Genomic DNA, 26,472 nt, shown 5'->3' with positions numbered 1-26,472 from the left:
TTAAAGCCAAAAAGAATGTTTATGGGACGTGAAAACCAGATTAATTACAACTGAACAATATTTCCTGTTGATAACGAATGATGCACCGCCTCACAGATTAACGTCGCCTGTAACCCATCTTCGGCTGTTGCCAGATACGGCGTATCAAATAATATGTGTTCCACAAAATCATGTATTGGCTGAATTCCGTATCCGCTGGCCTTATTATTAACGTAATTAATGAAGTTATAATTTGGCGTTGCGCTACGCTGTGGGGTAAACATTTCATAACCACGCAACTGCGCATCCGCCCGATAATAGTTATTTTCAGTGATCACAAAACTCCGACCATCATTGGCTTTGGGGAACGTTGGCGGTAAACACCACCCTACTTCCACCGTCCATTGCGCACCATTTTCAAACGTAACAAAAGACTGAATGGTATCCCAGGAATCGATGCCTTCAGCCACCAGTTTCTTCTTCTGTCCTATCGCATAGACGCTCACCGCGTTGGCGCCGTTCATATAATAGCGAATTAAATCAAAACAGTGAGTGCCGAGAAAATGGACCGGAGAGCTCTCGTTCGCCCACGATAACCAGTTTTTTGGCACGTCGATGATGTCATCCATGCTCATATAACCACGCAGTACCTGGCCGGTTTCCGGCTTCAACAGCTCATGATGAATATGTTGCGCCATGCCGTCCCAGCGCTTGTGGTAATCAACGCCGATTTTCACCCCATGCTCTGCGGCGCAGCGGATAATCTCCCGGCATTCCTCCGAGGTTGTCGCCATCGGTTTTTCAATCAGCACATGTTTGCCGGCGGTGATGGACTCAATCGTAGCATCAAAGTGGAACGGATCCGGGGTGGCGATCGACACCAAATCGACCTGCGTGGCGGCAAACAATTCTGCCAGCGATGCAAAACCGGGAATGCGAAACTCCTGCGCCACGCTGGCCCGGATTTCCGGGTTGATTTCGCAAAACCCGACCAGATTCACCCACGGATTATAGTGATAAGCATTGATATGGTGTTTGCCGTAAATTCCCGCGCCAACTACCGCGGCATTGATTTTGTTCATGACACGATTCCTCAGTTAAACAAACCAAAAGAGAACAGATAGCCGATAGCCACCGCCAGAGGGGCGGTAATCATTCGTGACAGCAGGAAAGCCGGCACGCCAAGGCGAATGGTTTTCTCTTTCGCCTCCTGCATAGAAAGCCCAACGGGGATAAAGTCGGCGCCTACCTGGACATTTATCGCAAACAGCGCCGGCAACGCCATCAGGGGTGAAACTACGCCGCTGCCGATGAGCGTCCCCACCAGCACGCCCACCACCTGTGCTATGGCCGCCCCCGGAGCCAGAATCGGCGAGATAAACGGTAAGCCGCAGATAATCGCGATGACAAACAGACCGGTTAACGATCCGGCAAGCGGTGACAGCGCATTCCCGGCCCACTGACCAATTGCCGTTTCCTGCACCAGAGCAATCAGCACGGAGATAAAAGCCATAAACGGAATAACGTTTTTAATGCACAGCTCAACCGACTCGCGCGCGGAGGTATAGAGCAGGCTGACAAAGTTACCGATCCCCGTCGCAAATCGGGTCATCAACTCCAGCGCGGTGTTGGTCGCCGAACCGCGCGGTTTGGTATCCCCCTGGCGACTGACGGCCACCGAAGCATCACCTGCGGGCAGAGGTTTAACAACATCCACCTCTTGGGCAGTGACCGGCTGATTAAGCGTTTCAATCAGCGATAGCGATTCACTGCTGACATCAGAAATGTAGATATCCTCGGTGATATATTTCGCCAGCGGCCCCATCGCGCCGGTGGGGAGAATATTGATGGTCTTGATTCTTTTTTGTGGGTAGATGCCGCAGCGCAATGAACCGCCACAGTTGATCACCACGCAGAGGATTTTCTTATCATCCGGCATCGCATCAAAGCCGTTAACAACCGGCATCTCCAGCATTTCACCCAATTTTTTGGCAATCGGGTCAATGCTTTTCCCGGTGAGCGACAAGATGACTTTGCTGGTATCGCGAGATAAATACATATCATCGCCAATCCCTGAATGACCTTTTTTAATCAGCACGGTTTTCATCGGTTTTCCTCATTATTGTCAATGGGCCCGTTAATTCATTAACGGCAGGCGGGCAATCGCTTTTTACGTGTAATGCACCATAGGCGATTGGCTTTTCTGCCCCGTCAAATACCACTGTCATATGCCCCAGCTCACATAAGTTTTGCCACGCCGCATCTCCCCAGCAGGTGATACCCCATATCTGGTTATTAATCTGTAAAACGTAGTTCGCTGTTTTTTGTAATGGCGCGCTATTACAAACAATATTCTTAATTACCAGCACATAATCGAGATAATCTTCCGGGGCGCGATCGTTAAACGTTATCAGCATGCCACTAAGTAACCCCTCTTCTACTTTCTTTCCAGCTTTTACGACGTCAGCCGAAAATAGTACTTTCATTGTTTTTCCTTATTCCTGGTTAAGTTCACGCTTCTCCAGCCTGGTGAAGATATATTCGGTAAGAAAACCGCGGATAAATCCAAGCAGAATACCTGCCGCGATATAACGCAATGCCAGATCGGCAACAGGAAGGTCGAGCCGGGTAATCCCCGCAGCCACACCCAGCCAGATAAATAGTTCAGATGGCACAATGTGGGGAAACAGCGAGGTCAGCGGGTGAACGGTACTGCCCAGCGCATCCTGATAAGCGGGCTTACACCGTTCTGGCAGGAATTTACCCATGGTCAGCGCGCCGGGACTGCTCAGGAAGAACCAGGCAAAACTGGGCAATATTCCGTAGGTTAATATTTTTGATTTACCCATCAGGGTGGCGACTTTTTCCATCCGCTGCTGACCTATTAACTTCATAATGAAATTAACCGTCAGAATTAACGTTATTAACATCGGAATAGTGCTGACGATCATCCCGGAGAATATCTTGCCAGCACTCTGAAAAAGATGGATAAAACCTTCCGCAATTTCAACTATCATAGTTAACTCCCAACGCCGAGGTAAAAGTATATTCATCCGTCAGAGGTGAACTGACAGACTGAGGCAGCCAACGCATTTCTCTTTCACACTTCAGGTGTTTTTTCTTAAATAATTTGTCGGTCTCCTATTCACAACGGATCTTAAAATTCTTTTAGTGGACAGAATAACGTTAGCGGTAAAAGTGTGAACAAACAGTGAGCACTCTCACGAAAATATAATTATTCATTAATTTTTGTATTTTTATACAAGAAGCCTGTAGCAAGCGGATAGAGGATAATTAGCTGATGGGAAAGAGAATATTCAGAACGTAAAAAAGGGAGGCAAAGCCTCCCTTTTGTGCAGTATTAAAATACTGAATTACTCTTCAGCGTCGTCCGCCGCATCGTCATCGCTTTCCGCTTCAGGTGCGATATCATCGTCCCCTTCAGCAGCGCTGCCGTCGATGGAGTCGAGCTCTTCATCATCAACCGGCTCAGCAACGCGTTGCAGACCCACAACGTTTTCATCTTCCGCAGTACGGATGAGGATCACGCCCTGAGTGTTACGCCCTACCACGCTGATTTCCGACACGCGTGTACGCACCAGCGTACCTGCATCGGTGATCATCATGATCTGGTCGGTATCCTCAACCTGCACTGCGCCCACAACGGAACCGTTGCGCTCGGTGACTTTGATGGAGATAACGCCCTGGGTCGCACGAGACTTGGTCGGATATTCTTCCGCCGCCGTACGTTTGCCGTAGCCGTTCTGGGTCACGGTCAGGATAGCGCCTTCACCGCGCGGAACGATCAGCGAGACAACGCTATCGCTTTCCGCCAGTTTGATACCGCGTACGCCGGTCGCGGTACGCCCCATCGCACGAACGGCATCTTCTTTAAAGCGCACCACTTTACCGGCAGCAGAGAACAGCATGACTTCGTCGGAGCCAGACGTCAGATCAACGCCAATCAGTTCATCGCCTTCGTTCAGGTTAACCGCAATGATACCGGCTGAACGCGGACGGCTGAACTCGGTCAGCGCCGTTTTCTTCACGGTACCGCTGGCAGTTGCCATGAAGACGTTTACGCCCTCTTCGTACTCACGTACCGGCAGAATCGCGGTAATACGCTCGTTAGCTTCCAGCGGCAGCAGGTTGACGATTGGACGTCCACGCGCGCCACGACTGGCTTCTGGCAACTGATAAACCTTCATCCAGTACAAACGACCGCGGCTGGAGAAGCAGAGGATTGTGTCATGGGTGTTGGCCACCAGCAGGCGGTCAATAAAGTCTTCTTCTTTAATTCGTGCTGCAGATTTGCCTTTACCCCCACGACGCTGTGCTTCGTAGTCGGTTAACGGCTGATATTTCACGTAGCCCTGATGAGACAAGGTCACGACAACATCTTCCTGGCTAATCAGATCTTCGATGTTGATGTCAGCGCTGTTCGCGGTGATTTCGGTACGACGCGCGTCACCGAACTGTTCACGAATCAGCTCCATCTCTTCACGGATGACTTCCATCAGACGATCGGCACTGCCCAGAATATGCAGCAGTTCAGCGATCTGCTCCAGCAGCTCTTTGTATTCGTCGAGCAGTTTTTCGTGCTCAAGGCCGGTCAGTTTCTGCAAACGCAGATCCAGAATGGCCTGAGCCTGCTGTTCAGTCAGGTAGTACTGACCGTCACGCACACCAAATTCTGGCTCCAGCCACTCAGGACGCGCGGCGTCATCACCGGCACGTTCCAGCATGGCAGAAACGTTGCCCAGCTCCCACGAACGCGCGACCAGCGCGGCTTTCGCTTCTGCCGGGGTTGGCGCACGGCGGATCAGCTCGATGATCGGATCGATGTTCGCCAGCGCAATCGCCAGCGCTTCAAGGATGTGGGCACGGTCGCGGGCTTTACGCAGTTCAAAGATAGTACGGCGAGTTACGACTTCACGGCGGTGACGTACAAACGCAGCAATAATATCTTTCAGGTTCATGATCTTCGGCTGGCCATGGTGCAATGCAACCATGTTGATACCAAAGGAAACCTGCAGTTGGGTCTGGGAGTAAAGGTTGTTCAGAACCACTTCCCCGACCGCGTCGCGTTTGACTTCAATCACGATGCGCATACCGTCTTTGTCAGACTCATCACGCAGCGCGCTGATACCCTCAACGCGTTTGTCTTTTACCAGCTCAGCGATTTTCTCGATCAGGCGCGCTTTGTTCACCTGATACGGAATTTCATGAACGATGATGGTTTCACGGCCTGTTTTGGCATCCACTTCGACTTCCGCACGGGCGCGAATGTACACTTTGCCACGACCGGTACGGTAGGCTTCTTCAATACCACGACGACCGTTGATGATCGCGGCGGTCGGGAAGTCCGGACCCGGAATATGTTCCATCAGCCCTTCAATGCTGATGTCTTCATCGTCAATGTATGCCAGACAGCCGTTGATCACTTCCGTCAGGTTGTGCGGCGGAATGTTGGTGGCCATACCTACCGCGATACCGGACGAACCGTTCACCAGCAGGTTAGGAATTTTGGTCGGCATGACATCAGGAATTTGTTCGGTGCCGTCGTAGTTATCGACGAAATCAACCGTTTCTTTTTCCAGGTCAGCCATCAGCTCATGGGCGATTTTCGACATACGGATTTCCGTATAACGCATCGCCGCTGCGGAGTCGCCATCGACAGAACCAAAGTTACCCTGACCATCTACCAGCATGTAACGCAAGGAGAATGGCTGCGCCATACGAACAATGGTGTCGTAAACGGCGGTATCACCATGAGGGTGGTATTTACCGATTACGTCACCAACGACACGGGCAGATTTTTTATAGGCTTTATTCCAGTCGTTGCCCAATACGTTCATGGCGTAAAGTACGCGACGGTGGACCGGCTTCAGGCCATCTCGGACGTCTGGCAGCGCACGGCCAACAATGACCGACATCGCATAATCCAGATAGGAGCTCTTCAGCTCTTCCTCAATGTTGACCGGTGTAATTTCTCTCGCAAGGTCGCTCATCTAACCGCTATCCCTCTACTGTATCCCGGATTCAAAGGTCGCAAATTATAACACATACGTGAAGATTCAGGTAAATGGATTCCCCCTGACAGAGGCTTTATTCATCCTGTCAGGCTGATATACTCATTTGCATCGCAAATTTAGGAGTAGAAGCCCCAATGAATGCCGAAAAACCCCCGGTTACTCACAACGTTGACCATGAAGAAATTGCCAAATTTGAAGCAGTCGCGTCGCGCTGGTGGGATCTTGAGGGTGAATTTAAGCCACTACACCGTATAAACCCACTGCGCCTGGGCTACATTACTGAACGCTCAGGCGGCCTGTTTGGTAAAAAAGTACTCGACGTCGGCTGCGGCGGCGGCATTCTGGCGGAAAGCATGGCGCGCGAAGGCGCAACCGTCACCGGGCTGGACATGGGCTTTGAACCGTTACAGGTAGCAAAACTGCATGCCTTAGAAAGCGGCATCCAGGTGGAGTACATACAAGAAACTGTCGAAGAACATGCGGATAAGCATGCGCATCAGTATGACGTTGTGACCTGCATGGAAATGCTGGAGCACGTACCGGACCCGCAGTCGGTGGTCAGAGCCTGCGCCAGACTGGTTAAACCAGGCGGCGAAGTGTTTTTCTCCACGCTTAACCGCAACGGCAAATCCTGGCTGATGGCGGTGGTCGGCGCGGAATATATTCTGCGGATGGTGCCGAAAGGCACGCATGATGTGAAAAAATTTATTAAGCCCGCTGAACTATTAGAGTGGGTTGACCAGACCGTGCTGAAAGAGCGTCATATGACTGGCCTGCACTACAACCCCATCACCAACACCTTCAAACTCGGCCCGGGCGTAGATGTGAACTATATGGTGCATACCACCGCCAGGATTGATTAAGCGCTTCAGTAGGCCGGATCAGGCGTTCAACGCCGCCATCCGGCATGCTAATGGGAACAATGCCTGATGGCGCTTCGCTTATCAGGCCTACCAATCCTGAGTAGTACCGACACAGCAATTTTTGCGCCAGATCATAAGAACTTTCCTTACCTTAGATGAAGAAATCAGCACTCGATCAAAATTTCTATTTTTTTTCTCAATTATTGACATCCCCGCCAGGCCTTATAAGACGCGCACTTAGCGATTCTTACCCTTTTGCAACCTCAATTTAACCTCAAAATCAACTCTTGTGCTGAAAAGAATCCCTACTAGAATACTCACCATATAGCGTCTATTTTATCAAACAACCCCTACATATAGTATTTATCCACAGACTTAGTCACAACATGACTTTGTGGATAATATGGGGGATATTTTTTCTTTCACGGACAGGTAAAAAACCACATGAATCAGAGTCTGCTGGTGACAAAGCGTGATGGTAGTACAGAGCGCATCAATCTCGACAAAATCCACCGAGTTCTGGATTGGGCGGCAGAAGGACTGAATAACGTATCGATTTCTCAGGTCGAGCTACGCTCCCACATTCAGTTTTATGACGGTATCAAGACCTCCGATATCCATGAAACAATCATCAAAGCTGCCGCCGACCTGATCTCCAGTGAAGCGCCGGATTATCAATATCTGGCTGCTCGCCTGGCGATTTTCCATCTGCGCAAAAAAGCCTACGGCGAGTTTGAGCCGCCGAAACTGTTCGACCATGTGGTGAAAATGGTTGAAATGGGCAAATACGACAATCATCTGCTGGAAGACTATACGGAAGAAGAGTTCAAGCAGATGGACTCGTTTATCGTTCACGACCGTGACATGACCTTCTCCTACGCTGCCGTGAAGCAGCTGGAAGGTAAATACCTGGTGCAAAACCGTGTTACCGGTGAGATTTATGAAAGCGCGCAGTTCCTTTACATTCTGGTCGCGGCCTGCCTGTTCTCCAACTATCCACGCGAAACGCGTCTGCAATATGTAAAGCGTTTTTACGACGCCGTTTCTACGTTTAAAATTTCGCTGCCGACGCCGATTATGTCCGGCGTACGTACCCCTACCCGGCAGTTCAGCTCCTGCGTACTGATCGAGTGTGGCGACAGCCTGGATTCTATCAACGCCACCTCCAGCGCGATTGTGAAATACGTTTCCCAGCGTGCCGGTATCGGCATTAACGCCGGTCGTATTCGCGCGCTGGGCAGCCCGATTCGCGGCGGTGAAGCCTTCCACACCGGCTGTATCCCGTTCTATAAGCACTTCCAGACGGCGGTGAAATCCTGCTCCCAGGGCGGCGTGCGCGGCGGTGCTGCGACCCTGTTCTACCCAATGTGGCATCTGGAAGTTGAAAGCCTGCTGGTGCTGAAAAACAACCGCGGCGTCGAAGGCAACCGCGTGCGTCACATGGACTACGGTGTACAGATCAACAAACTGATGTACACCCGTCTACTGAAAGGCGGCGACATCACGCTGTTCAGTCCGTCCGACGTTCCGGGGCTGTATGATGCGTTCTTCGCCGATCAGGACGAATTCGAACGTCTGTATACCCAATATGAAAACGACGATAGCATCCGCAAACAGCGCGTGAAAGCGGTTGAGCTGTTCTCACTGATGATGCAGGAACGTGCCTCTACCGGCCGTATTTACATTCAGAACGTGGATCACTGCAACACTCACAGCCCCTTCGATCCGGTTGTTGCCCCGGTGCGCCAGTCCAACCTGTGCCTGGAAATCGCTCTGCCGACCAAACCGCTGACCGACGTTAACGACGAAAACGGTGAAATCGCGCTGTGTACGCTATCCGCCTTCAACCTGGGTGCAATCAAAGATCTGAGCGAGCTGGAAGAGCTGGCCGTACTGGCGGTACGTGCGCTGGATGCATTGCTCGACTACCAGGATTATCCGATTCCAGCCGCCAAACGCGGCGCAATGGGCCGTCGTACGCTGGGTATTGGCGTGATCAACTACGCCTACTGGCTGGCGAAAAACGGTAAGCGTTATTCTGACGGCAGCGCGAATAACCTGACTCACAAGACCTTTGAAGCTATTCAGTATTACCTGCTGAAAGCGTCTAACGAGCTGGCAAAAGAGCAAGGCGCGTGCCCGTGGTTTAACGAAACGACCTACTCACAGGGTATTCTGCCGATCGATACCTATAAAAAAGATCTCGATGCGATCGCCAACGAGCCGCTGCATCTGGACTGGGAACAACTGCGTGAATCCATCAAGACGCACGGCCTGCGTAACTCCACGCTGTCTGCCCTGATGCCATCGGAAACCTCTTCGCAGATTTCCAACGCCACCAACGGCATTGAACCACCGCGCGGCTACGTGAGTATCAAAGCGTCGAAAGACGGTATTCTACGCCAGGTCGTACCGGACTACGAACACCTGCACGACGCGTATGAACTGCTGTGGGAAATGCCGAACAATGACGGCTATCTGCAGTTGGTAGGCATCATGCAGAAATTTATCGATCAGTCGATTTCTGCCAACACCAACTACGATCCATCGCGCTTCCCATCCGGAAAAGTCCCGATGCAGCAGTTGCTGAAAGACCTGCTCACCGCCTACAAATTTGGTGTCAAGACGCTGTATTATCAGAACACCCGCGATGGTGCAGAAGATTCTCAGGACGATCTGGCGCCGTCTATTCAGGATGACGGTTGCGAAAGCGGCGCATGTAAGATCTGATATTGTGATGCCGGATGGCGGTGTAAAAGCCTTATCCGGCCTACAAAAGCATCGGTGTTGTAGGCCGGATTAGCGCGGCGCTATCCGGCATAAAACTCCAAACAGGACACATCAATGGCATACACCACTTTTTCACAGACGAAAAATAACCAACTTCTGGAACCGATGTTCTTCGGCCAGCCGGTGAACGTCGCCCGCTACGATCAGCAAAAATATGACATCTTCGAAAAGTTGATCGAAAAGCAGCTCTCTTTCTTCTGGCGTCCGGAAGAGGTCGATGTTTCTCGCGATCGCATCGACTTCCAGGCACTGCCGGAACATGAAAAACATATCTTCATCAGCAACCTGAAGTATCAGACGCTGCTGGACTCCATTCAGGGACGCAGCCCGAACGTGGCGCTGCTGCCGTTAATCTCGATCCCTGAGCTGGAAACCTGGGTAGAAACGTGGGCGTTTTCTGAAACGATCCACTCGCGTTCCTACACCCACATCATTCGTAACATCGTGAACGATCCGGCGGTAGTGTTTGACGATATTGTCACTAACGAACAGATCCAGAAACGCGCCGAAGGTATTTCCAGCTACTACGACGAGTTGATCGAGATGACCAGCTACTGGCACTTGCTCGGCGAAGGCACGCATACCGTGAATGGTAAAACGGTTGTCGTAAATCTGCGTGAACTGAAGAAAAAGCTATATCTGTGCCTGATGAGCGTTAACGCGCTGGAAGCGATTCGTTTTTACGTCAGCTTTGCCTGCTCTTTCGCGTTTGCAGAACGTGAACTGATGGAAGGTAACGCCAAAATCATTCGCCTGATTGCCCGCGATGAAGCCCTGCATCTGACCGGTACCCAGCATATGCTGAACTTGCTGCGCAGCGGTGTGGACGATCCGGAAATGGCGGAAATCGCCGAAGAGTGCAAACAAGAGTGCTACGACCTGTTTGTACAGGCCGCGCTGCAGGAAAAAGAGTGGGCGGATTATCTGTTCCGTGACGGCTCAATGATCGGCCTGAACAAAGACATTCTGTGCCAGTACGTCGAGTACATCACCAACATCCGTATGCAGGCTGTCGGACTCGATCTGCCTTTCCAGACCCGCTCCAACCCGATCCCGTGGATCAACACCTGGCTGGTGTCTGATAACGTGCAGGTCGCACCGCAGGAAGTAGAAGTCAGCTCTTATCTGGTCGGCCAGATCGATTCGGAAGTCGATACCGACGACCTGAGTAATTTCCAGCTCTGATGGGCCGCGTTACTTTGCGCATCTCTGGCACACAACTGCTGTGCCAGGATGAACATCCTTCCCTGCTTGCCGCGCTTGAATCGCACAATGTTGAAGTTGAATACCAATGTCGCGCTGGTTATTGCGGCTCCTGCCGTACCCGCCTGGTGGCGGGACAGGTCGACTGGATTGCCGAACCTCTGGCCTTCATTCAACCGGGTGAAATTTTGCCCTGTTGTTGCCGGGCAAAAGGCGATATTGAAATAGAGCTGTAACGCAAGGCGGGGTAAAAATTGTTACTGGCAAAAGAGCCGCCGATGAACGGCAGCTCTTTATTTCTCCTGCAGGCATGTAGGGAAACGTTAACAGCAGACGGCCTTATCTAGCAGTTAATAACGTTTCGTCCAATAAGGCCTGTGACCGGAGGTGCATCACAAGCCTTATGCCATTACTCTTTATTCAGGAATTTCACTGCTTTGTCGGGAAAGTCGGTGAACAGCCCGTCAACGCCCGCCTTGTTATACAGAATGTCATACAGTTGGTTTACATCAGTGGTGTAATCCGGCAACTGATCGGCACGAACGGTATACGGATGCACCACCATCTTGTTCTGATGCGCATCCTGTACCATGCCAGTTAATGAGATATTGCCTTTCTTCGACTTCTCATCAACCAGCATATGGTAGTCCGGCCCAATGCCATCCGCATACTGTGCAACCTGCTTCATGGCACCCGGTTTAAACATCCAGTCGTAGTTGTAATTAACCCAACTGCCGTCCGGCTTTTTCTCCTGAGTTTCATTCCAGTCTGTATATGCAATTAACTGTACCAGATTGAGATCCATCCCCATCTTCGGTTCCAGTTCATTCTTAATACGTTTTAACTCTGCGACATCAAAACACTGCAGATAAACCTTGTCGTTCTTGTTGGTGTACCCGTACTTTTTCAGTACTTCCAGCGTTTTAGCCGCAATGTCCTTCCCTTCCTGATGATGGAACCACGGCGCTTTCATTTCCGGGTAAATGCCGATATTTTTACCGGTTGAATGATTTAATCCCTGAACGAACTCAATCTCTTCTTCGAAAGTGTGCACACGGAAATCAGATTTACCCATCGGGAAACGCCCTGGGTAGGTCTGGACCTTTTTGCCATTTTCGATATCAAAGCCTTCGGTAAATTTCAGCGATTTAATCTCATCCAGCGTAAAGTCGATAGCGTAGTAACGCCCATCTTTACGCGCACGATCCGGGAAACGCTCGGCAACATCGGTGACACGGTCAAGATAGTGGTCATGCAGGACGACCAGATGGTCGTCTTTGGTCATCACCAAATCCTGCTCCAGGTAATCCGCTCCCTGAGCATAGGCCATCGCTTTCGCAGGTAACGTATGCTCTGGCAGATAACCACTGGCACCACGGTGCGCAATCACAATTTTATCTGCTGCAACTGCCGCGCTGCTCACAACCATACCTGCCAGCATCAGCGCCACGCTGAGACTTTTCAATGCGGTTTTCATCTATTAGCCCCCGTTACGCTTGAGCTGCATCTCTTCGTGGTGGCGTTTTTCGCCAATCATGACGACTACCAGCAGAATAACCGCCAGCACGCTACCGCCAATCATCACCATAAAGCCGCCGTCCCAACCGAAGAAGTCAACGGTATAGCCGACAATGGCGCTCGCGGCCACAGAACCGCCGAGATAACCGAACAGACCGGTAAAGCCAGCCGCCGTCCCCGCCGCTTTTTTCGGCGCCAGTTCCAGCGCGTGCAGACCAATCAACATGACCGGGCCATAGATCAGGAAGCCGATGATGATCATACAAGCCATATCCACGTTCGGGTTGCCTGCCGGGTTCATCCAGTAGACGATGGTCGCAATCGTCACCAGCGTCATAAAGAACACGCCAGTCGCACCACGGTTTCCACGGAAGACTTTATCCGACATCCAGCCACACAGCAGCGTGCCAGGAATCCCCGCATATTCATACAGGAAGTACGCCCAGGATGATTTATCCAGTGCGAAATGTTTCACTTCTTTCAGGTAGGTTGGTGACCAGTCCAGGATGCCGTAGCGCAGCAGATAAACAAACACGTTAGCGATAGCGATGTACCACAACAGTTTGTTCGGCAGTACGTATTGCATGAAGATCTGCTTCGCAGTCAGCTCTTCTTCCGCTTTCTCGTTGTAATCATCCGGGTAGTCGTTCTTGTACTCTTCGATAGGCGGCAGGCCACAGGACTGCGGCGTATCACGCATCATAGCAAAAGCAAACAGCGCGACGACGATCGCACCGAAAGCAGGCATGTACAGCGCCGCTTTCCAGTCATTGAACCAGGCCATACCGAGCAGGAACAACAGAGGAGGCAGACCGCCGCCCACGTTGTGCGCACAGTTCCAGACGGAAACAATGCTCCCACGCTCTTTCTGCGACCACCAGTGCACCATGGTACGACCACACGGCGGCCACCCCATCCCCTGGAACCATCCGCAGAGGAACAGCAGCACAAACATAATCGCAATGCTCGATGTCGCCCACGGCACAAAGCCCATAAACAACATCACTGCCGCAGCCAGTATCAGACCCGCTGGCAGGAAAACGCGCGGATTCGAGCGATCCGAAACGGACCCCATGATGAATTTCGAAAATCCGTAAGCAATGGAGATACCGGACAACGCAAAACCCAGATCGCCACGCGAGAACCCCTGCTCAACCAGATACGGCATCGCAAGGGCAAAGTTCTTACGTACCAGATAGTACGCGGCATAACCAAAGAAAATCCCCAGAAAAATCTGCCAACGTAATCGACGATATGTCGGGTCGATCTCCGCTGCAGGCAAACGCGCCGTGTGTGACGCTGGTTTAAAAATACTCAACATAGTGTAGCCTCCGTGGCCGTCTCTCATTCGAAGTAAACACTGCAGTTCGTCATTACTACCCTACCGCTCCCAGTGTGGCCGCGATGTTAAGGAAAGATACATAACAAAAATGTGAAACGCAGCACATATTGTTACAGATTTATGACAAATGTTCATAAAGGCGCACGAAATCACGTTTCATTTTCGAATAATGAGCGATTATGCGCGAAATCAAACAATCCATGTTTTTTATGTGGCTAAATGATAAAAAACGAACTGTGAGGAAAAACAATGAAAACTCGCGACTCGCAAACAAGTGACGTGATTATCATTGGTGGAGGAGCAACAGGTGCAGGGATCGCACGCGATTGTGCGCTGCGCGGGTTGCGCGTCATCTTAGTGGAGCGCCACGATATCGCCACAGGTGCGACCGGACGTAATCACGGCCTGCTGCACAGCGGTGCGCGTTATGCCGTCACCGACGCTGAATCTGCCCGTGAGTGCATCAGCGAAAACCAAATCCTGAAACGTATCGCCCGCCATTGCGTTGAGCCGACGGACGGTCTGTTTATTACCCTGCCGGAAGATGAACTCTCCTTTCAGGCAACCTTTATTCGCGCCTGTGAAGAGGCCGGTATCCGCGCCGAAGCGATCGACCCTAAACAGGCGCGCATTATCGAACCTTCAGTCAATCCACAGCTGATTGGCGCAGTAAAAGTACCGGACGGCACAGTCGATCCTTTCCGCTTAACCGCTGCCAATATGCTGGATGCGCGCGAGCATGGTGCGGTTATCTTGACAGCGCATGAAGTGACAGGACTCATTCGCGAAGGCGCGACGGTGTGCGGCGTTAACGTGCGCAATCATCTGACGGGTGAGATGCAGTCTCTGCATGCGCCAGTTGTAGTGAACGCTGCCGGGATCTGGGGTCAGCGCATTGCGGAATATGCCGATCTGAGTATCCGTATGTTCCCGGCGAAAGGTTCGCTGCTGATTATGGATCATCGGATTAACCAGCATGTCATCAACCGCTGTCGTAAACCCTCTGACGCCGATATTCTGGTGCCAGGCGATACCATCTCATTGATCGGTACCACCTCGCAGCACATTGATTACGACGATATCGACAGCAACCGCGTTACCGCAGAAGAAGTCGACATTCTGCTGCGTGAAGGCGAGAAACTCGCGCCGATTATGGCGAAAACGCGCATTTTACGCGCCTACTCCGGCGTGCGTCCGCTGGTGGCAAGTGACGACGATCCGACCGGTCGTAACGTCAGCCGTGGGATTGTCCTGTTCGATCACGCACAGCGTGACGGACTGGAGGGGTTTATCACCATTACCGGCGGCAAACTAATGACCTACCGCCTGATGGCGGAGTGGGCTACAGATGCCGTTTGCCGCAAGCTGGGTAATACCGAACCTTGCACAACGGCAGCCACCGCGTTACCTGGCTCACAGGAATCTACCGAGCATACGCTTAAACGCGTCATTTCGTTACCAGCACCACTGCGCGGATCGGCGGTCTATCGTCATGGCGATCGTACTCCGGCGTGGCTAAGCGAAGGTCGCCAACACCGCAGCCTGGTTTGTGAATGTGAAGCGGTCACCGCGGGCGAAGTGCAATACGCCGTCGAAAATTTAACCGTCAACAGCCTGCTGGATTTGCGTCGCCGTACCCGTGTAGGAATGGGGACCTGCCAGGGCGAATTGTGTGCCTGCCGCGCCGCAGGTTTGCTGCAACGTTTTAATGTCACCACCGCTGCACAATCTATTACCCAGCTTTCCGATTTCCTCAACGAACGCTGGAAAGGCGTGCAACCTATTGCCTGGGGAGATGCGCTGCGCGAAAGCGAATTCACGCGCTGGGTCTATCAGGGATTGTGCGGTCTGGAAAAGGAGCACCAGGATGAAATTTGATTCCGTCATTATCGGCGGCGGCCTGGCCGGCCTGCTGTGCGGCCTGCAACTGCAAAAAAGCGGTTTGCGCTGCACGATCGTCACTCGCGGCCAAAGCGCCCTGCATTTTTCCTCCGGCTCACTGGATTTGCTCAGCAACTTGCCCGATGGCCAACCCGTGACCGACATAGAAGTGGGTCTGAATACGCTGCGCACTCAGGCACCCGCGCATCCATATAGCATCATCGGCACGAACAATGTCCTGGACCTGGCCCAGCAGGCGCAAAATCTGCTGGAAGATTGCGGCACGCATTTGCAGGGCAAGGTACTTCAGTCACATCAACGCGTAACCCCGTTGGGAACCCTGCGCTCAACCTGGTTAAGCTCACCAGAAGTTCCGGTCTGGCCGCTGTCCGCAGATCGTATCTGCGTTGTGGGTATTAGTGGTTTACTGGATTTTCAGGCGCATCTCGCCGCAGCCTCACTGCGCCAGCGCAATCTCAGCGTCGAAACGGCAGAAATCGATCTCCCTGAGCTGGATGTCCTGCGTGATAACCCGACCGAGTTTCGCGCCGTCAACATTGCGCGTCTGCTGGATAACGACGATAAATGGTCGCTACTCTATGACGCACTGCTGCCAATAGCAAAAACCTGCGACATGATAATCATGCCAGCCTGCTTCGGTCTGGCAGATGAGCGGCTCTGGCAGTGGCTGAATGAACGCCTTCCCTGCTCGCTGTCGCTGTTACCGACCCTACCACCTTCGGTACTGGGCATGCGTTTGCACAACAAATTACAGCGCCAGTTTGTGCGTCAGGGCGGCGTCTGGATGCCAGGCGATGAAGTGAAAAAAATAACCTGTCAGGATGGCGTAGTCAGCGAAATCTGGACCCGTAACCATGCCGATATTCCCTTGCGACCACGTTTTGCCGTGCTCGCCAGCGGCAGTTTCTTCAGCAGCGGACTGGTCGCCACCCGAGAGGCTATCTACGAACCGATCCTCGGACTGGATGTGCAGCAAACTGCCACCCGCGCCGAATGGTATCAACGTGATGTCTTCGACCCACAGCCATGGCAACAGTTTGGCGTCACAACCGATGCCGCCCTACGCCCGTCACTGGCGGGAAAAACGATAGATAATATGTATGCCATCGGCTCCGTTCTTGGCGGATTCGATCCCATCGCCCAGGGTTGCGGAGGCGGCGTGTGCGCAGTAAGCGCCTTACATGCCGCACATCATATTGCGAAACGTGCAGGAGGTGAGCAATGAGCGACACACGTTTTGAAAGTTGTATCAAATGTACGGTGTGCACCACCGCCTGCCCGGTTAGTCGCGTCAATCCAAACTACCCTGGCCCTAAACAGGCTGGCCCGGACGGAGAACGTCTGCGTCTGAAAGATGGCGCGTTATATGACGATGCGCTGAAATACTGTATCAACTGTAAGCGCTGCGAAGTGGCTTGTCCGTCAGATGTGAAAATTGGCGATATCATCCAACGCGCACGCGCCAAATACGACACGACGCGTCCGTCTATACGTAACTTTGTCTTAAGCCATACCGATTTAATGGGTAGCGTATCCACACCCTTCGCCCCGATAGTGAACACGGCTACGTCACTGAAACCGGTACGCCAGCTGCTGGATTACGCGCTAAAAATCGATCATCGCCGTACGCTACCGAAATACTCTTTTGGCACCTTCCGCCGCTGGTATCGCAGCGTTGCCGCCCAGCAAGCGCAGTATCAGGATCAGGTCGCCTTTTTCCACGGCTGTTTTGTAAATTACAACCATCCACAGCTCGGTAAAGATCTGATCAAGGTGCTCAACGCCATGGGAACCGGCGTTCAACTGCTGAGCAAAGAGAAGTGCTGCGGCGTACCGCTGATTGCCAACGGCTTTACCGATAAAGCACGTAAACAGGCGGTGAGCAACGTGGCCTCGCTCCGGGAAGCGATTGACGGCAAAGGCATTCCAGTGATCGCCACTTCATCAACCTGCACCTTTGCGCTACGCGATGAATATCCGGAAGTGCTGGACGTCGATAACGCAGGCCTACGCGAACACATTGAGCTGGCAACCCGCTGGCTGTGGCGCAAGCTGGATGAAGGCAAAACGCTACCGCTGAAAACACTGCCGCTGAAAGTGGTCTACCACACGCCATGCCACATGGAGAAAATGGGCTGGACACTCTACACGTTGGAACTGCTGCGAAAAATTCCGGGGCTGGAGCTGACGGTGCTGGATTCTCAATGCTGCGGGATTGCCGGGACTTACGGCTTTAAAAAGGAAAACTACCCGACTTCACAGTCTATTGGCGCACCGTTATTCCGTCAGATTGAAGAAAGCGGCGCGGATATCGTCGTCACCGACTGCGAAACCTGTAAATGGCAGATTGAGATGTCGACAAGCCTTCGTTGTGAGCATCCCATTACCCTGTTAGCAAAAGCGCTAAGTTAAGCGCTGTATCAGGCCCGATAGCCTTACACCATCGGGCCTGATATTAGTAACTGCTTTTTAACGTTTGTGCAGTCTTCTCCGGCTTAAATATTGCCAACCGGCGATCCAGCGCTTCAGTATAAAGCATAGTATCAACGCCTACAGCGACAAAGTTCGCGCCCCAGTGCAGACATTTTTGCGCCATTGCCGGGTCAACCGCGAGGAATCCTGCGGCTTTACCGGCTGCGCGGATACGGCGAATGCACTGTTCAATGATCCGCTGCACCTCCGGGTGTCCGGCGTTATCCGGATAGCCCAGTGATGCAGAAAGATCCGCCGGGCCAATAAAGACACCGTCAATACCTTCAACGTCCAGAATCGCATCCAGATTATCCAGGGCTGCTTTACTCTCGACCTGAACCAGCAGACAGAGTGATTCATTGGCCCGTTCCATATACTTGTCGATACGCCCCCAGCGCGCCGCTCGCGCCACGCTGGCACCAACGCCACGCTCGCCGAGCGGAGGATAACGAGTGGCGGAAACCACCTGACGCGCCTGCTCTGCACTGTCGACCATTGGGATCAGCAGCGTCTGCGCACCAATATCCAGTACCTGCTTAATCAACGCTTTACTGCCCTCAACGGGACGTACCACCGGTTGACTGGAATAAGGCGCAATCGCCTGGAGTTGGTGGTAGAGATCTTGCACCGTATTCGGCGCATGTTCACCATCAATCAATAACCAGTCATAGCCTGATGTAGCGGCAATCTCCGCCATATAGGAGGTGGTCGAACTGAGCCACAGGCCAACCTGGACCTCTCCTCTCAACAATCCTTCTTTGAAAGAGTTTGATAACAATGCGTTCATAACGATCCTTACAACGTAGATAAGATTAATGATGCGCAGCGCCGGTTTGTGAAACCGAACGGTTCACACTCAGCGTAAAGATGATAAGCGAGCCAATAATCGCGACGCCCGCCAGGACCAGCAGTCCTGCCGCATCGCTGGCAAACAACGTTTCGGCTTTGACGCGCAAAATAGGAGCAATAAACCCGCCTACAGCACCAAACAGGTTGACGAAACCAATCCCTGCCGCCAGCGCTGTGCCGGAAAGAAGTTGCGTTGGCATCGTCCAGAACACCGGCTGTACGGCGATGAAACCGACCGCCGCGACGCAGAGCGCCACGATCGCCAGTATTGGTGAAACCAGCCCGGACAGGCCAATGCCAATCCCGGCCGCCAGCAGCGTAAGCGCAGCAACGTTACGTCGGTCGCCAGTGCGATCGGAGTAGCGGGGAATAAGCCAGGTGCCAAACAGCGCCGCGACCCACGGTATCGCCGTCACGACTGAAGCCGTAAAGCCAACTTTTGTCCCTAACAATGCCGCAACCTGAGTGGGCAAGAAGAAGATCAAGCCATACACTGCGACCTGAATCGTCAGATAGATAATCGCCAGTTGCCAGACACGACCATTACGCAGTGCATCCGACAGTCGCGACGTCACCTTTTTCTCCTCTTCACTCGCCAGTTGGCTAATGAGCGCAGCCTTTTCCTCAGCGCTCAGGAAACGCGCCTGCTGCGGCGTGTCGTCAAGCCAGAAGAAGGTGAAAACCCCTGCGCCTACCGCCAATAAACCTTCGATAACAAACATCCAAAACCACCCCGGATGTCCCATAAAACCGTGCATCTCAAGCAGCGCGCCAGACAGCGGCGATCCCAGGGTTAATGCCAGCGGCGCCCCCATGTAGAACAGGCCCATAATGCTGGCGCGATTGCGCTGGGGGAACCACTGCGATGTCAGGTAAATCATACCGGGGAAGAAGCCCGCCTCTGCCGCACCCAGCAGAGTACGGATAATCAGAAACTTCGCTTCCGTATCCGCCCATGCCATCGCCGCAGAGAGAAATCCCCACAGCAACGTGGTGGTACCAATCCAGGTTCTGGCGCCAAATTTACGCATCAACAAGTTGGCAGGAACGCCCAGAAAGGCGTAAACCACAAAGAAAATTCCTGCTCCCAATGCATAAGCTTCATTGCTCAGGCCGGTATCAATCTGATAGGTCTCTTTGGCAAACCCAATGTTCGAGCGGTCAAGAAACGCCAGCACATACAGCGCCAGCATAAAGGGAATCAAACGGGCACGGTTTTTCTTCACCACACCGTCAAGTAACGTGGTACTCATAGAAAAATCCTCAAAAAAATGAGGGCGTTGCCGTGAAAAAGGCAACGCACAGGTCATTAGTGGCTATAAGGGCGCTTCAGATTGCAGTCGCGGTTAAGCTCGACGCCAAATCCCGGTTTATCCAGCACTGACTTATGAATGCGGCCATTGACGGGCACGGGTTCGTCAAGAAGGATAGGATCAAACTGCGGACGCATCGTTGAGCAATCCGGGCTGGTCATCAGGAATTCGCTGAACGGGGTGTTGGTGAACGTGATCACCGCATGGTGTGAGTAAACTGATGAGCCATGTGGCACCACCAGTTGGCCACGCGATTTCGCAATAGCGGCAATTTCTACTAACGTGGTTAACCCTCCGCACCAGCCTACATCCGGCTGCATAATATCGATGCCAGTTTCAGACAGCGTGCGGAAGGATTGCAGCGTTCCGTGATGTTCACCGCTGGTGACCATCATCCCCGCCGGAGCGTTGCGTTTCAGTTCGCGATAGCCTTCATACTGTTGCGGAGGCAGACACTCTTCGATCCACTTCAGATTGTGTGGCGCACAGGCATGAGCCAGTTTGGTGGCATAGTTCACGTCCTGACTCATCCAGCAGTCGAGCATCAGCCAGAAATCAGGACCGCATTTCTCGCGCATATCAGCAACCATTGCCGAATCTTTGCGGATCCCGGCATCCCCGTCATGCGGTCCCCAGTGGGTTGGCATTTTACCGCCAATAAAACCCATCTCCTTCGCCAGATCCGGACGCGCGCCCGTCGCGTAGAATTGAATTTCGTCTCGTACCGCACCACCCAGCAACTTATAGACCGGTAACCCCACCACTTTGCCAAACAGATCCCACAACGCCAGATCTACGCACGAGATGGTGTTCATGACCAGACCACCAGAGCCGGAGTAATACATTGTTGCACCGAGCATCTGGTCATGAATGAGTTTGATATCGCTAACGCATTTACCTTCGATAAAACGATTGAGATGCTTTTCCACAATAAAGCAGCCCATCTCCCCTGCCGTCGAAACGGCAAAACCGGTCTGCCCGTTCTCAGCCTCTACTTCAACAATCAACGTTCCTAACACGTTGATGCCAAAAGACTGACGTGATTGCTCGTATTCACGATATTTACTCATTGGCGTGGCGATATGATCGTCAATCCAGTGGTTAGCGCCCTGATCGTGATAATCACCACCGCCTGCGCCTTTATCTGCTGTAGCGCCACCGGTAAACCAGGCACGGACATGTTTAATTTTAGGTAGGGTCATGATGTTCTCCTTTTTATGAAGCGAGTGAGTCGAAGGGACTTTTCCATCCCAGCAGGCGCGAAATATCCCTGGCGCAGGCAATTGCTTTCCCGGCCAGATAGTCACGATTCTCTTCGTTAATTTGCAGACGCGTGCCGACCACCGAAATTGCTGCGGTCAGTTCATTGTTAGCGTTAAAAACAGGCGCTGCGACGCAGCGAACATCGGGGTAATCTTCGCCATTATCAAAGCTCCATCCACGCTGACGAATACGCTCAAGCTCGTCATTCAACTGCTGTGGTCTGGTGATAGTGGTTGGCGTTGCCTGTTCCCATATCAGTTGTTCAATAATGGCTTTACGTACGGCGGCAGGTTGCCAGGCTAGCAGACACTTGCCGATCCCAGAGCGATAGAGCGAAAGACTTTTCCCCTCGTGGGAGCGCACGCTAATAGTGGATGACGACTCCACTTTCAGGATGTAATACGCGCTTTCGTGGTCAATGATCCCCAGATGGCAAAGTAACCCGGTCTCATCCATCAGTTGTGTCAACCGTGGACGTGCCAGTTCACGTAAATCCATCTTACTCAGAGCGTGCCCCGACAGCTCAACCAACTTGGTCCACAGGCAGTAATTCTCCTGATGATCAATGCTGATAAAACGCTGACGTTTAAGTTCGTTGAGTAACAGGTAAGCGGTACTTTTTGGTATACCCAGCGTCTCTATGATCGTAGCAGCACTGCATGGGCCGATACGCGCAATGAGATTGAGAATTTCGATCGCCCTGGTGAGCGCGGGAACTTTACTTGATTCCAACATACTGGACTCCAGTCTGAGATACTGGAATCAGTGTGGTAGGTTAAAGTGGTTAAAATTGTGAAGCGCATCAAATCCTCTCGTTCTTCCAGTAGGCTGGAGAAAAATCGAGTACAACTGTGAACTAACGCACAGATTTTTTTGTTGGGAGTACAACAGGTTGGACTGATAATGGGAAGGCCAGGGCGCCTTCCCATAACAAAAAGAAGAGAGAGAATAAATCAGGCAGGCAGCGTCAGGGATTCCACCACGTCGATCCAGCCATGTTCGTTGGCAATATCCTGTCCGTTAAGCCAACGGCGCAGCATATTCAGTGCCATCATCGCGCACACTTCCTGGTGAATCGCCAAGCTGTAGCGATTAGCATTCAGCCGGACGCGTAAGGCATGCGTTCCATCAGGTGTTGCCAGCGCAAAGTTAATATGTTCGTTTTCGAACGCGGATATCGCCAGTGCCAGCCCCGCATAATGGTTGCCGCGTCGCTCGGTTACCCAGTGCGCTGTTTGCGCCAGCGTTTCTTCCTGGGGCGGAACCACTTCGCTCGCGAGCAGCGGAGCATTTGCGCGCGAAAGCTGCAGCGCCACCAGACCACTGGTGAATTGTTCGCTCAGCGTCAGGCTGTATTGCCGTTCCTGTAACGTGCGGGCAATTTGCGCAGGCAAGCCTTCCGTACCTTCGAAAATCATGTTTTGCCCGGCAACCTTTTTCACCTCAGGCCACAGCGCCAGCATCGCTTCACGTTGGGAATCCGGACCGGTCAGTTTCAGCTCAATAATCGGCATCGACGAGCGATACCCCATTGTTACGCCCGGTGGCAAAGTCAGCAGATCCAGGCTTTGTGCCAACTCGCTTTCAGAGCGGCCAAAGGTGGTTAATCGCAGGCATAGCGGGGGTTGAGACAGTGAAAAGCGCTCACGCAAACGCGGCAGGATCTCATGCTCAACCATGACTTTAAATTCTGATGGTACACCCGGCGTAAAGAACATCAGGCAGCGGTTAAGCCTCAGGGCAAACCCGCATGCAGTACCTACTGGATTATTGATAAACTCCGCGCTGGCGGGAAGCTCAGCCTGTTTGCGGTTGCTTGGTGCCATCACGCGGCCGCGTTCACGGAAATAACGTTCCATCTCGGCGAGCCAGGCTTCATGCAACACCAGCCCTTCGCCTTTTGCCGTTGCCGCCGCCAGCGCGCTCAAATCATCGCTGGTCGGCCCCAGACCGCCGTTAACGATCAGTACGTCGGCGTGTTCGCTACGCTCACGCAAAACGGCGACCAAATCGTCAAGATTGTCACCTACTGTGTTGCGACGTGTTAACGGTAAACCCTGATGAAAGAAAAAATCGGCCAGCCAGGCGGCATTGGTGTCGACAATTTGTCCGTGCAACACCTCATCCCCGGTGGATAGCATCTCCACGTTTAACATCGTGTTCTCCTGCTTTTATGATGAAAACACTATAACGCATGGAGGGGGGAAGGCGCGACTGAACGCCGCGCCGGAAAAATCAGAAACTCGCGTTAACCCCAACGTACGGGCCATCAGCAATCGCGTTATCGCGGTTGCCGTCTTTACCAGCAAGGTTCAGGTAGCGATAACCGGCTTCAATACTCAGCGGACGCATAATGGTCAGACGTGCACCGGCATTAGCCTCTTCATAGCTGTCGATACCGCTGGAAAGCGAATCGGGAGAATAATAATACTCGCCAAACAGGCGGATGCTGTCGCCAATCGGCCACTGTAAACCACCACCGACCGCCGCCGCGTAACCCTCATCACCATCATTCGGGTTAGTATAAATGCCTTTCCCACCCACCGTTGCCAACAGCGGACCGAGTGGAACATTCAAACCTAACCCCAGACCAGCTGCATCGCCGTCGTCATCGTTATGCATCCAGTTACCACTGACGGCCAGCCCCGTAGTCTCGGTGCCCATACCGAACCCAAGGTTGGTGTAATCTTCGCCAGCCTGGCCACTAATGCTAATTGCGCTCGCCGACGCAGAAACAAACAGCATGCCGGCAAAACCCAACATTAAACTTTTTTTCATTTTCTATCCTTTCAAGCAAAAATCAAAACATAGCCCCAAAACCGAGGGATTGTACTGCCAGATGGCAAGGAATCAATGAACTAAAAAAGCGATGCACTGCCATATTGTAACTAAATACTACTTAATGAGACGAGATAATGTTAAATTTTTGTATAAAACGTATCATTGTGTACCCCTGAATGCCATTTTCAACAACTATCAATTTTTCCCCGGTCACACGGACTTAATCGTCGATGAAGCGTTTTTTCTCCAGCCAGCAAAAGGTAAGATAGGTGAATGATGGAATTATCAATCCCCTGGAAGGACTTGACCTATGCGCCAAAGAACAATTGTTTGCCCCTTAATTCAAAACGATGGCTGCTATTTACTGTGTAAAATGGCAGATGACCGCGGCGTGTTTCCCGGTCAGTGGGCGCTTTCTGGTGGTGGCGTTGAGCCGGGTGAGCGCATCGAAGAGGCTTTGCGTCGGGAAGTGAGGGAGGAGCTGGGTGAACAACTGGTATTATCAGAAATTACTCCGTGGACCTTCAGCGATGATATTCGCACCAAAACCTATGCCGATGGCAGTCGGGAAGAGATTTATATGATTTATCTCATCTTCGATTGCGTGGCAGCTAATCGTGAAGTGAACATTAACGAAGAGTTTCAAGATTTCGCGTGGGTTAAAGCGGAAGATCTTGGTACCTACGACTTAAATATCGCCACGCGAAAAACGTTAACCTTGAAAGGACTACTGTAAGTCTAACGAGTTTAAACGTAATATAAACAATGTTCACAATAGCGGTATTGTTTTCAGCATTCAGCACAGAAGCCAATGCCGCCACGTTGTATAAAAATATTTTATATTCAAACAAATAAATCACCTCCCTCTAGTCTTTATCTTGACATCCCAAACCTTAAACTCTTAAGGATAAATTAACCTTTGGCCATTAACCTTTGTAGCCTGATTAAATAATTAACGACGCCCCTGTTTAGTCCTAAAAATAAAACTTCGGTAGCGTTAAATGGCTTGAAGGAATAATGATGCCTGACTTTTTGCCTTTCTCTCGCCCGGCAATGGGTGCTGAAGAGCTTGCAGCCGTGAAAGCAGTGCTGGACTCTGGATGGATAACCACTGGCCCGAAGAATCAACAGCTGGAAGAAGCCTTCTGCCAGTTGACAGGAAATCAACACGCCGTCGCTGTCTGTTCCGCCACGGCAGGTATGCATATCACGCTAATGGCGCTGAACATAGGTGCAGGCGATGAGGTCATTACGCCGTCAATGACGTGGGTTTCTACCCTCAACATGATTGTCCTGCTGGGTGCGACCCCCGTGATGATCGATGTCGACCGCGATACGCTGATGGTCACACCAGAGCAAATTGAAGCCGCTATCACGCCACGCACCAAGGCCATTATTCCGGTACATTACGCTGGCGCTCCAGCCGACCTTGACGCGATTTATGCGATTGGCGAGCGGTATGGTATTCCGGTCATAGAAGATGCAGCCCATGCCGTAGGAACGCAGTATAAAGGCCGCCATGTCGGCGCGCGCGGCACGGCAATCTTCTCATTTCACGCCATCAAAAATATCACCTGCGCAGAAGGTGGGCTGATTGTTACTGACGATAGTCAGCTTGCTCAGCGGCTTCGCAGTCTGAAGTTTCACGGTCTGGGCGTTGATGCTTACGATCGACAAACCTATGGCCGGGCGCCGCAGGCCGAAGTGCTTGCGCCAGGCTACAAATACAACCTTACCGATATCAATGCTGCCATCGCGCTGGTACAGCTGAATAAACTACAACAGCTGAACTCGCGGCGGGCGCAAATTGCCCATGAATATCAACAGGCGCTAGCCGATACGCCATTTCAACCGCTGAGCCTGCCTCAGTGGTCGCATGTTCATGCCTGGCATCTGTTCATCATTCGCGTTGACGAAGCGCGCTGTGGCCTGAGCAGAGATGCTCTGATGGAAGCACTGAAGGCTAAAGATATCGGCACTGGTCTGCATTTTCGTGCAGCCCACACGCAAAAATACTATCGCGAACGCTTCACTACCCTTTCGCTCCCAAATACAGAATGGAATAGCGCACGCATCTGCTCGCTGCCGTTATTCCCCGATATGACCGCCGCTGACACCCAGCGGGTCATAACGGCACTTCGCGAGATTGCAGGACAATAAAT

At 52.1% G+C, this 26,472-nt stretch carries 22 protein-coding genes; 9 read left to right on the top strand and 13 right to left on the bottom strand.

Annotated features, from left to right (window positions below; all coding sequences use genetic code 11):
* Positions 1–44: 44 nt before the first annotated feature.
* The 5 genes from OGX99_RS16175 to gyrA form a co-directional block, all read right to left on the bottom strand.
* Positions 45–1,061 (bottom strand): Gfo/Idh/MocA family protein, encoded by a 1,017-nt coding sequence (locus OGX99_RS16175; RefSeq protein WP_278237791.1) that lies wholly within the window; start codon positions 1,059–1,061, stop codon positions 45–47.
* Between the two features lie 11 nt (positions 1,062–1,072).
* On the bottom strand, positions 1,073–2,086 hold the full coding sequence (gene srlE / locus OGX99_RS16170; RefSeq protein ID WP_278237790.1) for a PTS glucitol/sorbitol transporter subunit IIB: 1,014 nt from the start codon (positions 2,084–2,086) through the stop codon (positions 1,073–1,075).
* Positions 2,067–2,465: a PTS glucitol/sorbitol transporter subunit IIA gene (locus OGX99_RS16165; RefSeq protein ID WP_006683706.1), complete on the bottom strand. Its 399-nt coding sequence runs from the start codon at positions 2,463–2,465 to the stop codon at positions 2,067–2,069. Before OGX99_RS16165 ends, srlE begins: the two co-directional genes overlap by 20 nt.
* Positions 2,466–2,474: 9 nt before the next feature.
* Positions 2,475–2,996 carry a PTS glucitol/sorbitol transporter subunit IIC gene (srlA, locus tag OGX99_RS16160; RefSeq protein ID WP_006683705.1) on the bottom strand — a complete coding sequence of 174 codons (522 nt, stop codon included), beginning with the start codon at positions 2,994–2,996 and terminating at the stop codon, positions 2,475–2,477.
* Positions 2,997–3,353: 357 nt separating this feature from the next.
* Positions 3,354–5,990 (bottom strand): DNA topoisomerase (ATP-hydrolyzing) subunit A, encoded by a 2,637-nt coding sequence (gene gyrA / locus OGX99_RS16155; protein WP_151224748.1) that lies wholly within the window; start codon positions 5,988–5,990, stop codon positions 3,354–3,356.
* 158 nt (positions 5,991–6,148) lie between these two features.
* On the opposite strand from gyrA, the gene ubiG reads away from it, so the two are divergent.
* The 4 genes from ubiG to yfaE all read left to right on the top strand — a co-directional run bounded on the left by ubiG (position 6,149) and on the right by yfaE (position 11,106).
* Positions 6,149–6,877 (top strand): bifunctional 2-polyprenyl-6-hydroxyphenol methylase/3-demethylubiquinol 3-O-methyltransferase UbiG, encoded by a 729-nt coding sequence (ubiG, locus tag OGX99_RS16150; protein WP_151224749.1) that lies wholly within the window; start codon positions 6,149–6,151, stop codon positions 6,875–6,877.
* 444 nt (positions 6,878–7,321) lie between these two features.
* Positions 7,322–9,607 (top strand): class 1a ribonucleoside-diphosphate reductase subunit alpha, encoded by a 2,286-nt coding sequence (gene nrdA / locus OGX99_RS16145; RefSeq protein WP_151219896.1) that lies wholly within the window; start codon positions 7,322–7,324, stop codon positions 9,605–9,607.
* A 114-nt stretch (positions 9,608–9,721) separates the two neighbouring features.
* Positions 9,722–10,852 (top strand): class Ia ribonucleoside-diphosphate reductase subunit beta, encoded by a 1,131-nt coding sequence (gene nrdB / locus OGX99_RS16140; protein ID WP_151219897.1) that lies wholly within the window; start codon positions 9,722–9,724, stop codon positions 10,850–10,852.
* Positions 10,852–11,106, top strand: a complete 255-nt coding sequence (yfaE, locus tag OGX99_RS16135; RefSeq protein WP_016153800.1) for a ferredoxin-like diferric-tyrosyl radical cofactor maintenance protein YfaE — start codon at positions 10,852–10,854, stop codon at positions 11,104–11,106. The genes nrdB and yfaE overlap by 1 nt, the downstream gene beginning before the upstream one ends.
* Positions 11,107–11,279: 173 nt before the next feature.
* Here the strand turns inward: yfaE and glpQ are convergent, their stop codons facing one another.
* Entirely contained in the window at positions 11,280–12,347 is a 1,068-nt protein-coding gene (gene glpQ / locus OGX99_RS16125) for a glycerophosphodiester phosphodiesterase (RefSeq protein ID WP_151219898.1), read from the bottom strand.
* A 3-nt stretch (positions 12,348–12,350) separates the two neighbouring features.
* Positions 12,351–13,709 (bottom strand): glycerol-3-phosphate transporter, encoded by a 1,359-nt coding sequence (glpT, locus tag OGX99_RS16120; protein ID WP_151219899.1) that lies wholly within the window; start codon positions 13,707–13,709, stop codon positions 12,351–12,353.
* Positions 13,710–13,979: 270 nt separating this feature from the next.
* Between glpT and glpA the strand changes: the two genes are divergently transcribed.
* Genes glpA through glpC form a run of 3 tightly spaced genes read left to right on the top strand, consistent with a single transcriptional unit; the run spans position 13,980 to position 18,044 of the window.
* Positions 13,980–15,608, top strand: coding sequence for an anaerobic glycerol-3-phosphate dehydrogenase subunit A (glpA, locus tag OGX99_RS16115; RefSeq protein WP_187258675.1), 1,629 nt, complete (start codon positions 13,980–13,982; stop codon positions 15,606–15,608).
* On the top strand, positions 15,598–16,857 hold the full coding sequence (gene glpB / locus OGX99_RS16110; RefSeq protein WP_151219901.1) for a glycerol-3-phosphate dehydrogenase subunit GlpB: 1,260 nt from the start codon (positions 15,598–15,600) through the stop codon (positions 16,855–16,857). Before glpA ends, glpB begins: the two co-directional genes overlap by 11 nt.
* Entirely contained in the window at positions 16,854–18,044 is a 1,191-nt protein-coding gene (gene glpC / locus OGX99_RS16105) for an anaerobic glycerol-3-phosphate dehydrogenase subunit GlpC (protein ID WP_151219902.1), read from the top strand. Before glpB ends, glpC begins: the two co-directional genes overlap by 4 nt.
* Before the next feature lie 43 nt (positions 18,045–18,087).
* Here glpC and yfaU read toward each other — a convergent pair whose 3' ends face one another.
* The 6 genes from yfaU to OGX99_RS16075 all read right to left on the bottom strand — a co-directional run bounded on the left by yfaU (position 18,088) and on the right by OGX99_RS16075 (position 24,307).
* The gene (gene yfaU / locus OGX99_RS16100; RefSeq protein ID WP_187253447.1) at positions 18,088–18,891 is read right to left on the bottom strand and encodes a 2-keto-3-deoxy-L-rhamnonate aldolase; all 804 of its coding nucleotides are present in this window, start codon (positions 18,889–18,891) and stop codon (positions 18,088–18,090) included.
* A 25-nt stretch (positions 18,892–18,916) separates the two neighbouring features.
* On the bottom strand, positions 18,917–20,206 hold the full coding sequence (locus OGX99_RS16095; protein ID WP_187258673.1) for an MFS transporter: 1,290 nt from the start codon (positions 20,204–20,206) through the stop codon (positions 18,917–18,919).
* Between the two features lie 56 nt (positions 20,207–20,262).
* Positions 20,263–21,468 (bottom strand): L-rhamnonate dehydratase, encoded by a 1,206-nt coding sequence (gene rhmD, locus OGX99_RS16090; RefSeq protein WP_151224754.1) that lies wholly within the window; start codon positions 21,466–21,468, stop codon positions 20,263–20,265.
* A 13-nt stretch (positions 21,469–21,481) separates the two neighbouring features.
* Positions 21,482–22,264, bottom strand: coding sequence for an IclR family transcriptional regulator (locus OGX99_RS16085; RefSeq protein ID WP_151219906.1), 783 nt, complete (start codon positions 22,262–22,264; stop codon positions 21,482–21,484).
* 218 nt (positions 22,265–22,482) lie between these two features.
* Complete coding sequence (locus tag OGX99_RS16080; RefSeq protein ID WP_151219907.1) at positions 22,483–23,685, bottom strand: nicotinamide mononucleotide deamidase-related protein YfaY; 1,203 nt, start codon at positions 23,683–23,685, stop codon at positions 22,483–22,485.
* Between the two features lie 79 nt (positions 23,686–23,764).
* Positions 23,765–24,307, bottom strand: a complete 543-nt coding sequence (locus OGX99_RS16075; RefSeq protein ID WP_151219908.1) for a YfaZ family outer membrane protein — start codon at positions 24,305–24,307, stop codon at positions 23,765–23,767.
* 313 nt (positions 24,308–24,620) lie between these two features.
* Here OGX99_RS16075 and nudI point away from each other — a divergent pair, with 313 nt between their 5' ends.
* Complete coding sequence (gene nudI, locus OGX99_RS16070) at positions 24,621–25,046, top strand: nucleoside triphosphatase NudI (RefSeq protein WP_151219909.1); 426 nt, start codon at positions 24,621–24,623, stop codon at positions 25,044–25,046.
* Between the two features lie 284 nt (positions 25,047–25,330).
* Positions 25,331–26,470 carry a UDP-4-amino-4-deoxy-L-arabinose aminotransferase gene (gene arnB, locus OGX99_RS16065; RefSeq protein WP_151219967.1) on the top strand — a complete coding sequence of 380 codons (1,140 nt, stop codon included), beginning with the start codon at positions 25,331–25,333 and terminating at the stop codon, positions 26,468–26,470.
* Positions 26,471–26,472 lie beyond the last annotated feature (2 nt).

The organism is Citrobacter sp. Cu096, assembly GCF_030332285.1.
GTDB lineage: Bacteria > Pseudomonadota > Gammaproteobacteria > Enterobacterales > Enterobacteriaceae > Citrobacter > Citrobacter meridianamericanus.
The sequence above is the reverse complement of the archived record's forward strand: the minus strand, read 5'-3'. Positions and strand labels throughout refer to the sequence as shown.

What these genes read in the sequence shown, in the direction of transcription:
- OGX99_RS16175 (WP_278237791.1), bottom strand. Translation starts at nt 1,061, where the DNA reads ATGAACAAAATCAATGCCGCGGTAGTTGGCGCGGGAATTTACGGCAAA.
- srlE (WP_278237790.1), bottom strand. Translation starts at nt 2,086, where the DNA reads ATGAAAACCGTGCTGATTAAAAAAGGTCATTCAGGGATTGGCGATGAT.
- OGX99_RS16165 (WP_006683706.1), bottom strand. Translation starts at nt 2,465, where the DNA reads ATGAAAGTACTATTTTCGGCTGACGTCGTAAAAGCTGGAAAGAAAGTA.
- srlA (WP_006683705.1), bottom strand. Translation starts at nt 2,996, where the DNA reads ATGATAGTTGAAATTGCGGAAGGTTTTATCCATCTTTTTCAGAGTGCT.
- gyrA (WP_151224748.1), bottom strand. Translation starts at nt 5,990, where the DNA reads ATGAGCGACCTTGCGAGAGAAATTACACCGGTCAACATTGAGGAAGAG.
- ubiG (WP_151224749.1), top strand. Translation starts at nt 6,149, where the DNA reads ATGAATGCCGAAAAACCCCCGGTTACTCACAACGTTGACCATGAAGAA.
- nrdA (WP_151219896.1), top strand. Translation starts at nt 7,322, where the DNA reads ATGAATCAGAGTCTGCTGGTGACAAAGCGTGATGGTAGTACAGAGCGC.
- nrdB (WP_151219897.1), top strand. Translation starts at nt 9,722, where the DNA reads ATGGCATACACCACTTTTTCACAGACGAAAAATAACCAACTTCTGGAA.
- yfaE (WP_016153800.1), top strand. Translation starts at nt 10,852, where the DNA reads ATGGGCCGCGTTACTTTGCGCATCTCTGGCACACAACTGCTGTGCCAG.
- glpQ (WP_151219898.1), bottom strand. Translation starts at nt 12,347, where the DNA reads ATGAAAACCGCATTGAAAAGTCTCAGCGTGGCGCTGATGCTGGCAGGT.
- glpT (WP_151219899.1), bottom strand. Translation starts at nt 13,709, where the DNA reads ATGTTGAGTATTTTTAAACCAGCGTCACACACGGCGCGTTTGCCTGCA.
- glpA (WP_187258675.1), top strand. Translation starts at nt 13,980, where the DNA reads ATGAAAACTCGCGACTCGCAAACAAGTGACGTGATTATCATTGGTGGA.
- glpB (WP_151219901.1), top strand. Translation starts at nt 15,598, where the DNA reads ATGAAATTTGATTCCGTCATTATCGGCGGCGGCCTGGCCGGCCTGCTG.
- glpC (WP_151219902.1), top strand. Translation starts at nt 16,854, where the DNA reads ATGAGCGACACACGTTTTGAAAGTTGTATCAAATGTACGGTGTGCACC.
- yfaU (WP_187253447.1), bottom strand. Translation starts at nt 18,891, where the DNA reads ATGAACGCATTGTTATCAAACTCTTTCAAAGAAGGATTGTTGAGAGGA.
- OGX99_RS16095 (WP_187258673.1), bottom strand. Translation starts at nt 20,206, where the DNA reads ATGAGTACCACGTTACTTGACGGTGTGGTGAAGAAAAACCGTGCCCGT.
- rhmD (WP_151224754.1), bottom strand. Translation starts at nt 21,468, where the DNA reads ATGACCCTACCTAAAATTAAACATGTCCGTGCCTGGTTTACCGGTGGC.
- OGX99_RS16085 (WP_151219906.1), bottom strand. Translation starts at nt 22,264, where the DNA reads ATGTTGGAATCAAGTAAAGTTCCCGCGCTCACCAGGGCGATCGAAATT.
- OGX99_RS16080 (WP_151219907.1), bottom strand. Translation starts at nt 23,685, where the DNA reads ATGTTAAACGTGGAGATGCTATCCACCGGGGATGAGGTGTTGCACGGA.
- OGX99_RS16075 (WP_151219908.1), bottom strand. Translation starts at nt 24,307, where the DNA reads ATGAAAAAAAGTTTAATGTTGGGTTTTGCCGGCATGCTGTTTGTTTCT.
- nudI (WP_151219909.1), top strand. Translation starts at nt 24,621, where the DNA reads ATGCGCCAAAGAACAATTGTTTGCCCCTTAATTCAAAACGATGGCTGC.
- arnB (WP_151219967.1), top strand. Translation starts at nt 25,331, where the DNA reads ATGCCTGACTTTTTGCCTTTCTCTCGCCCGGCAATGGGTGCTGAAGAG.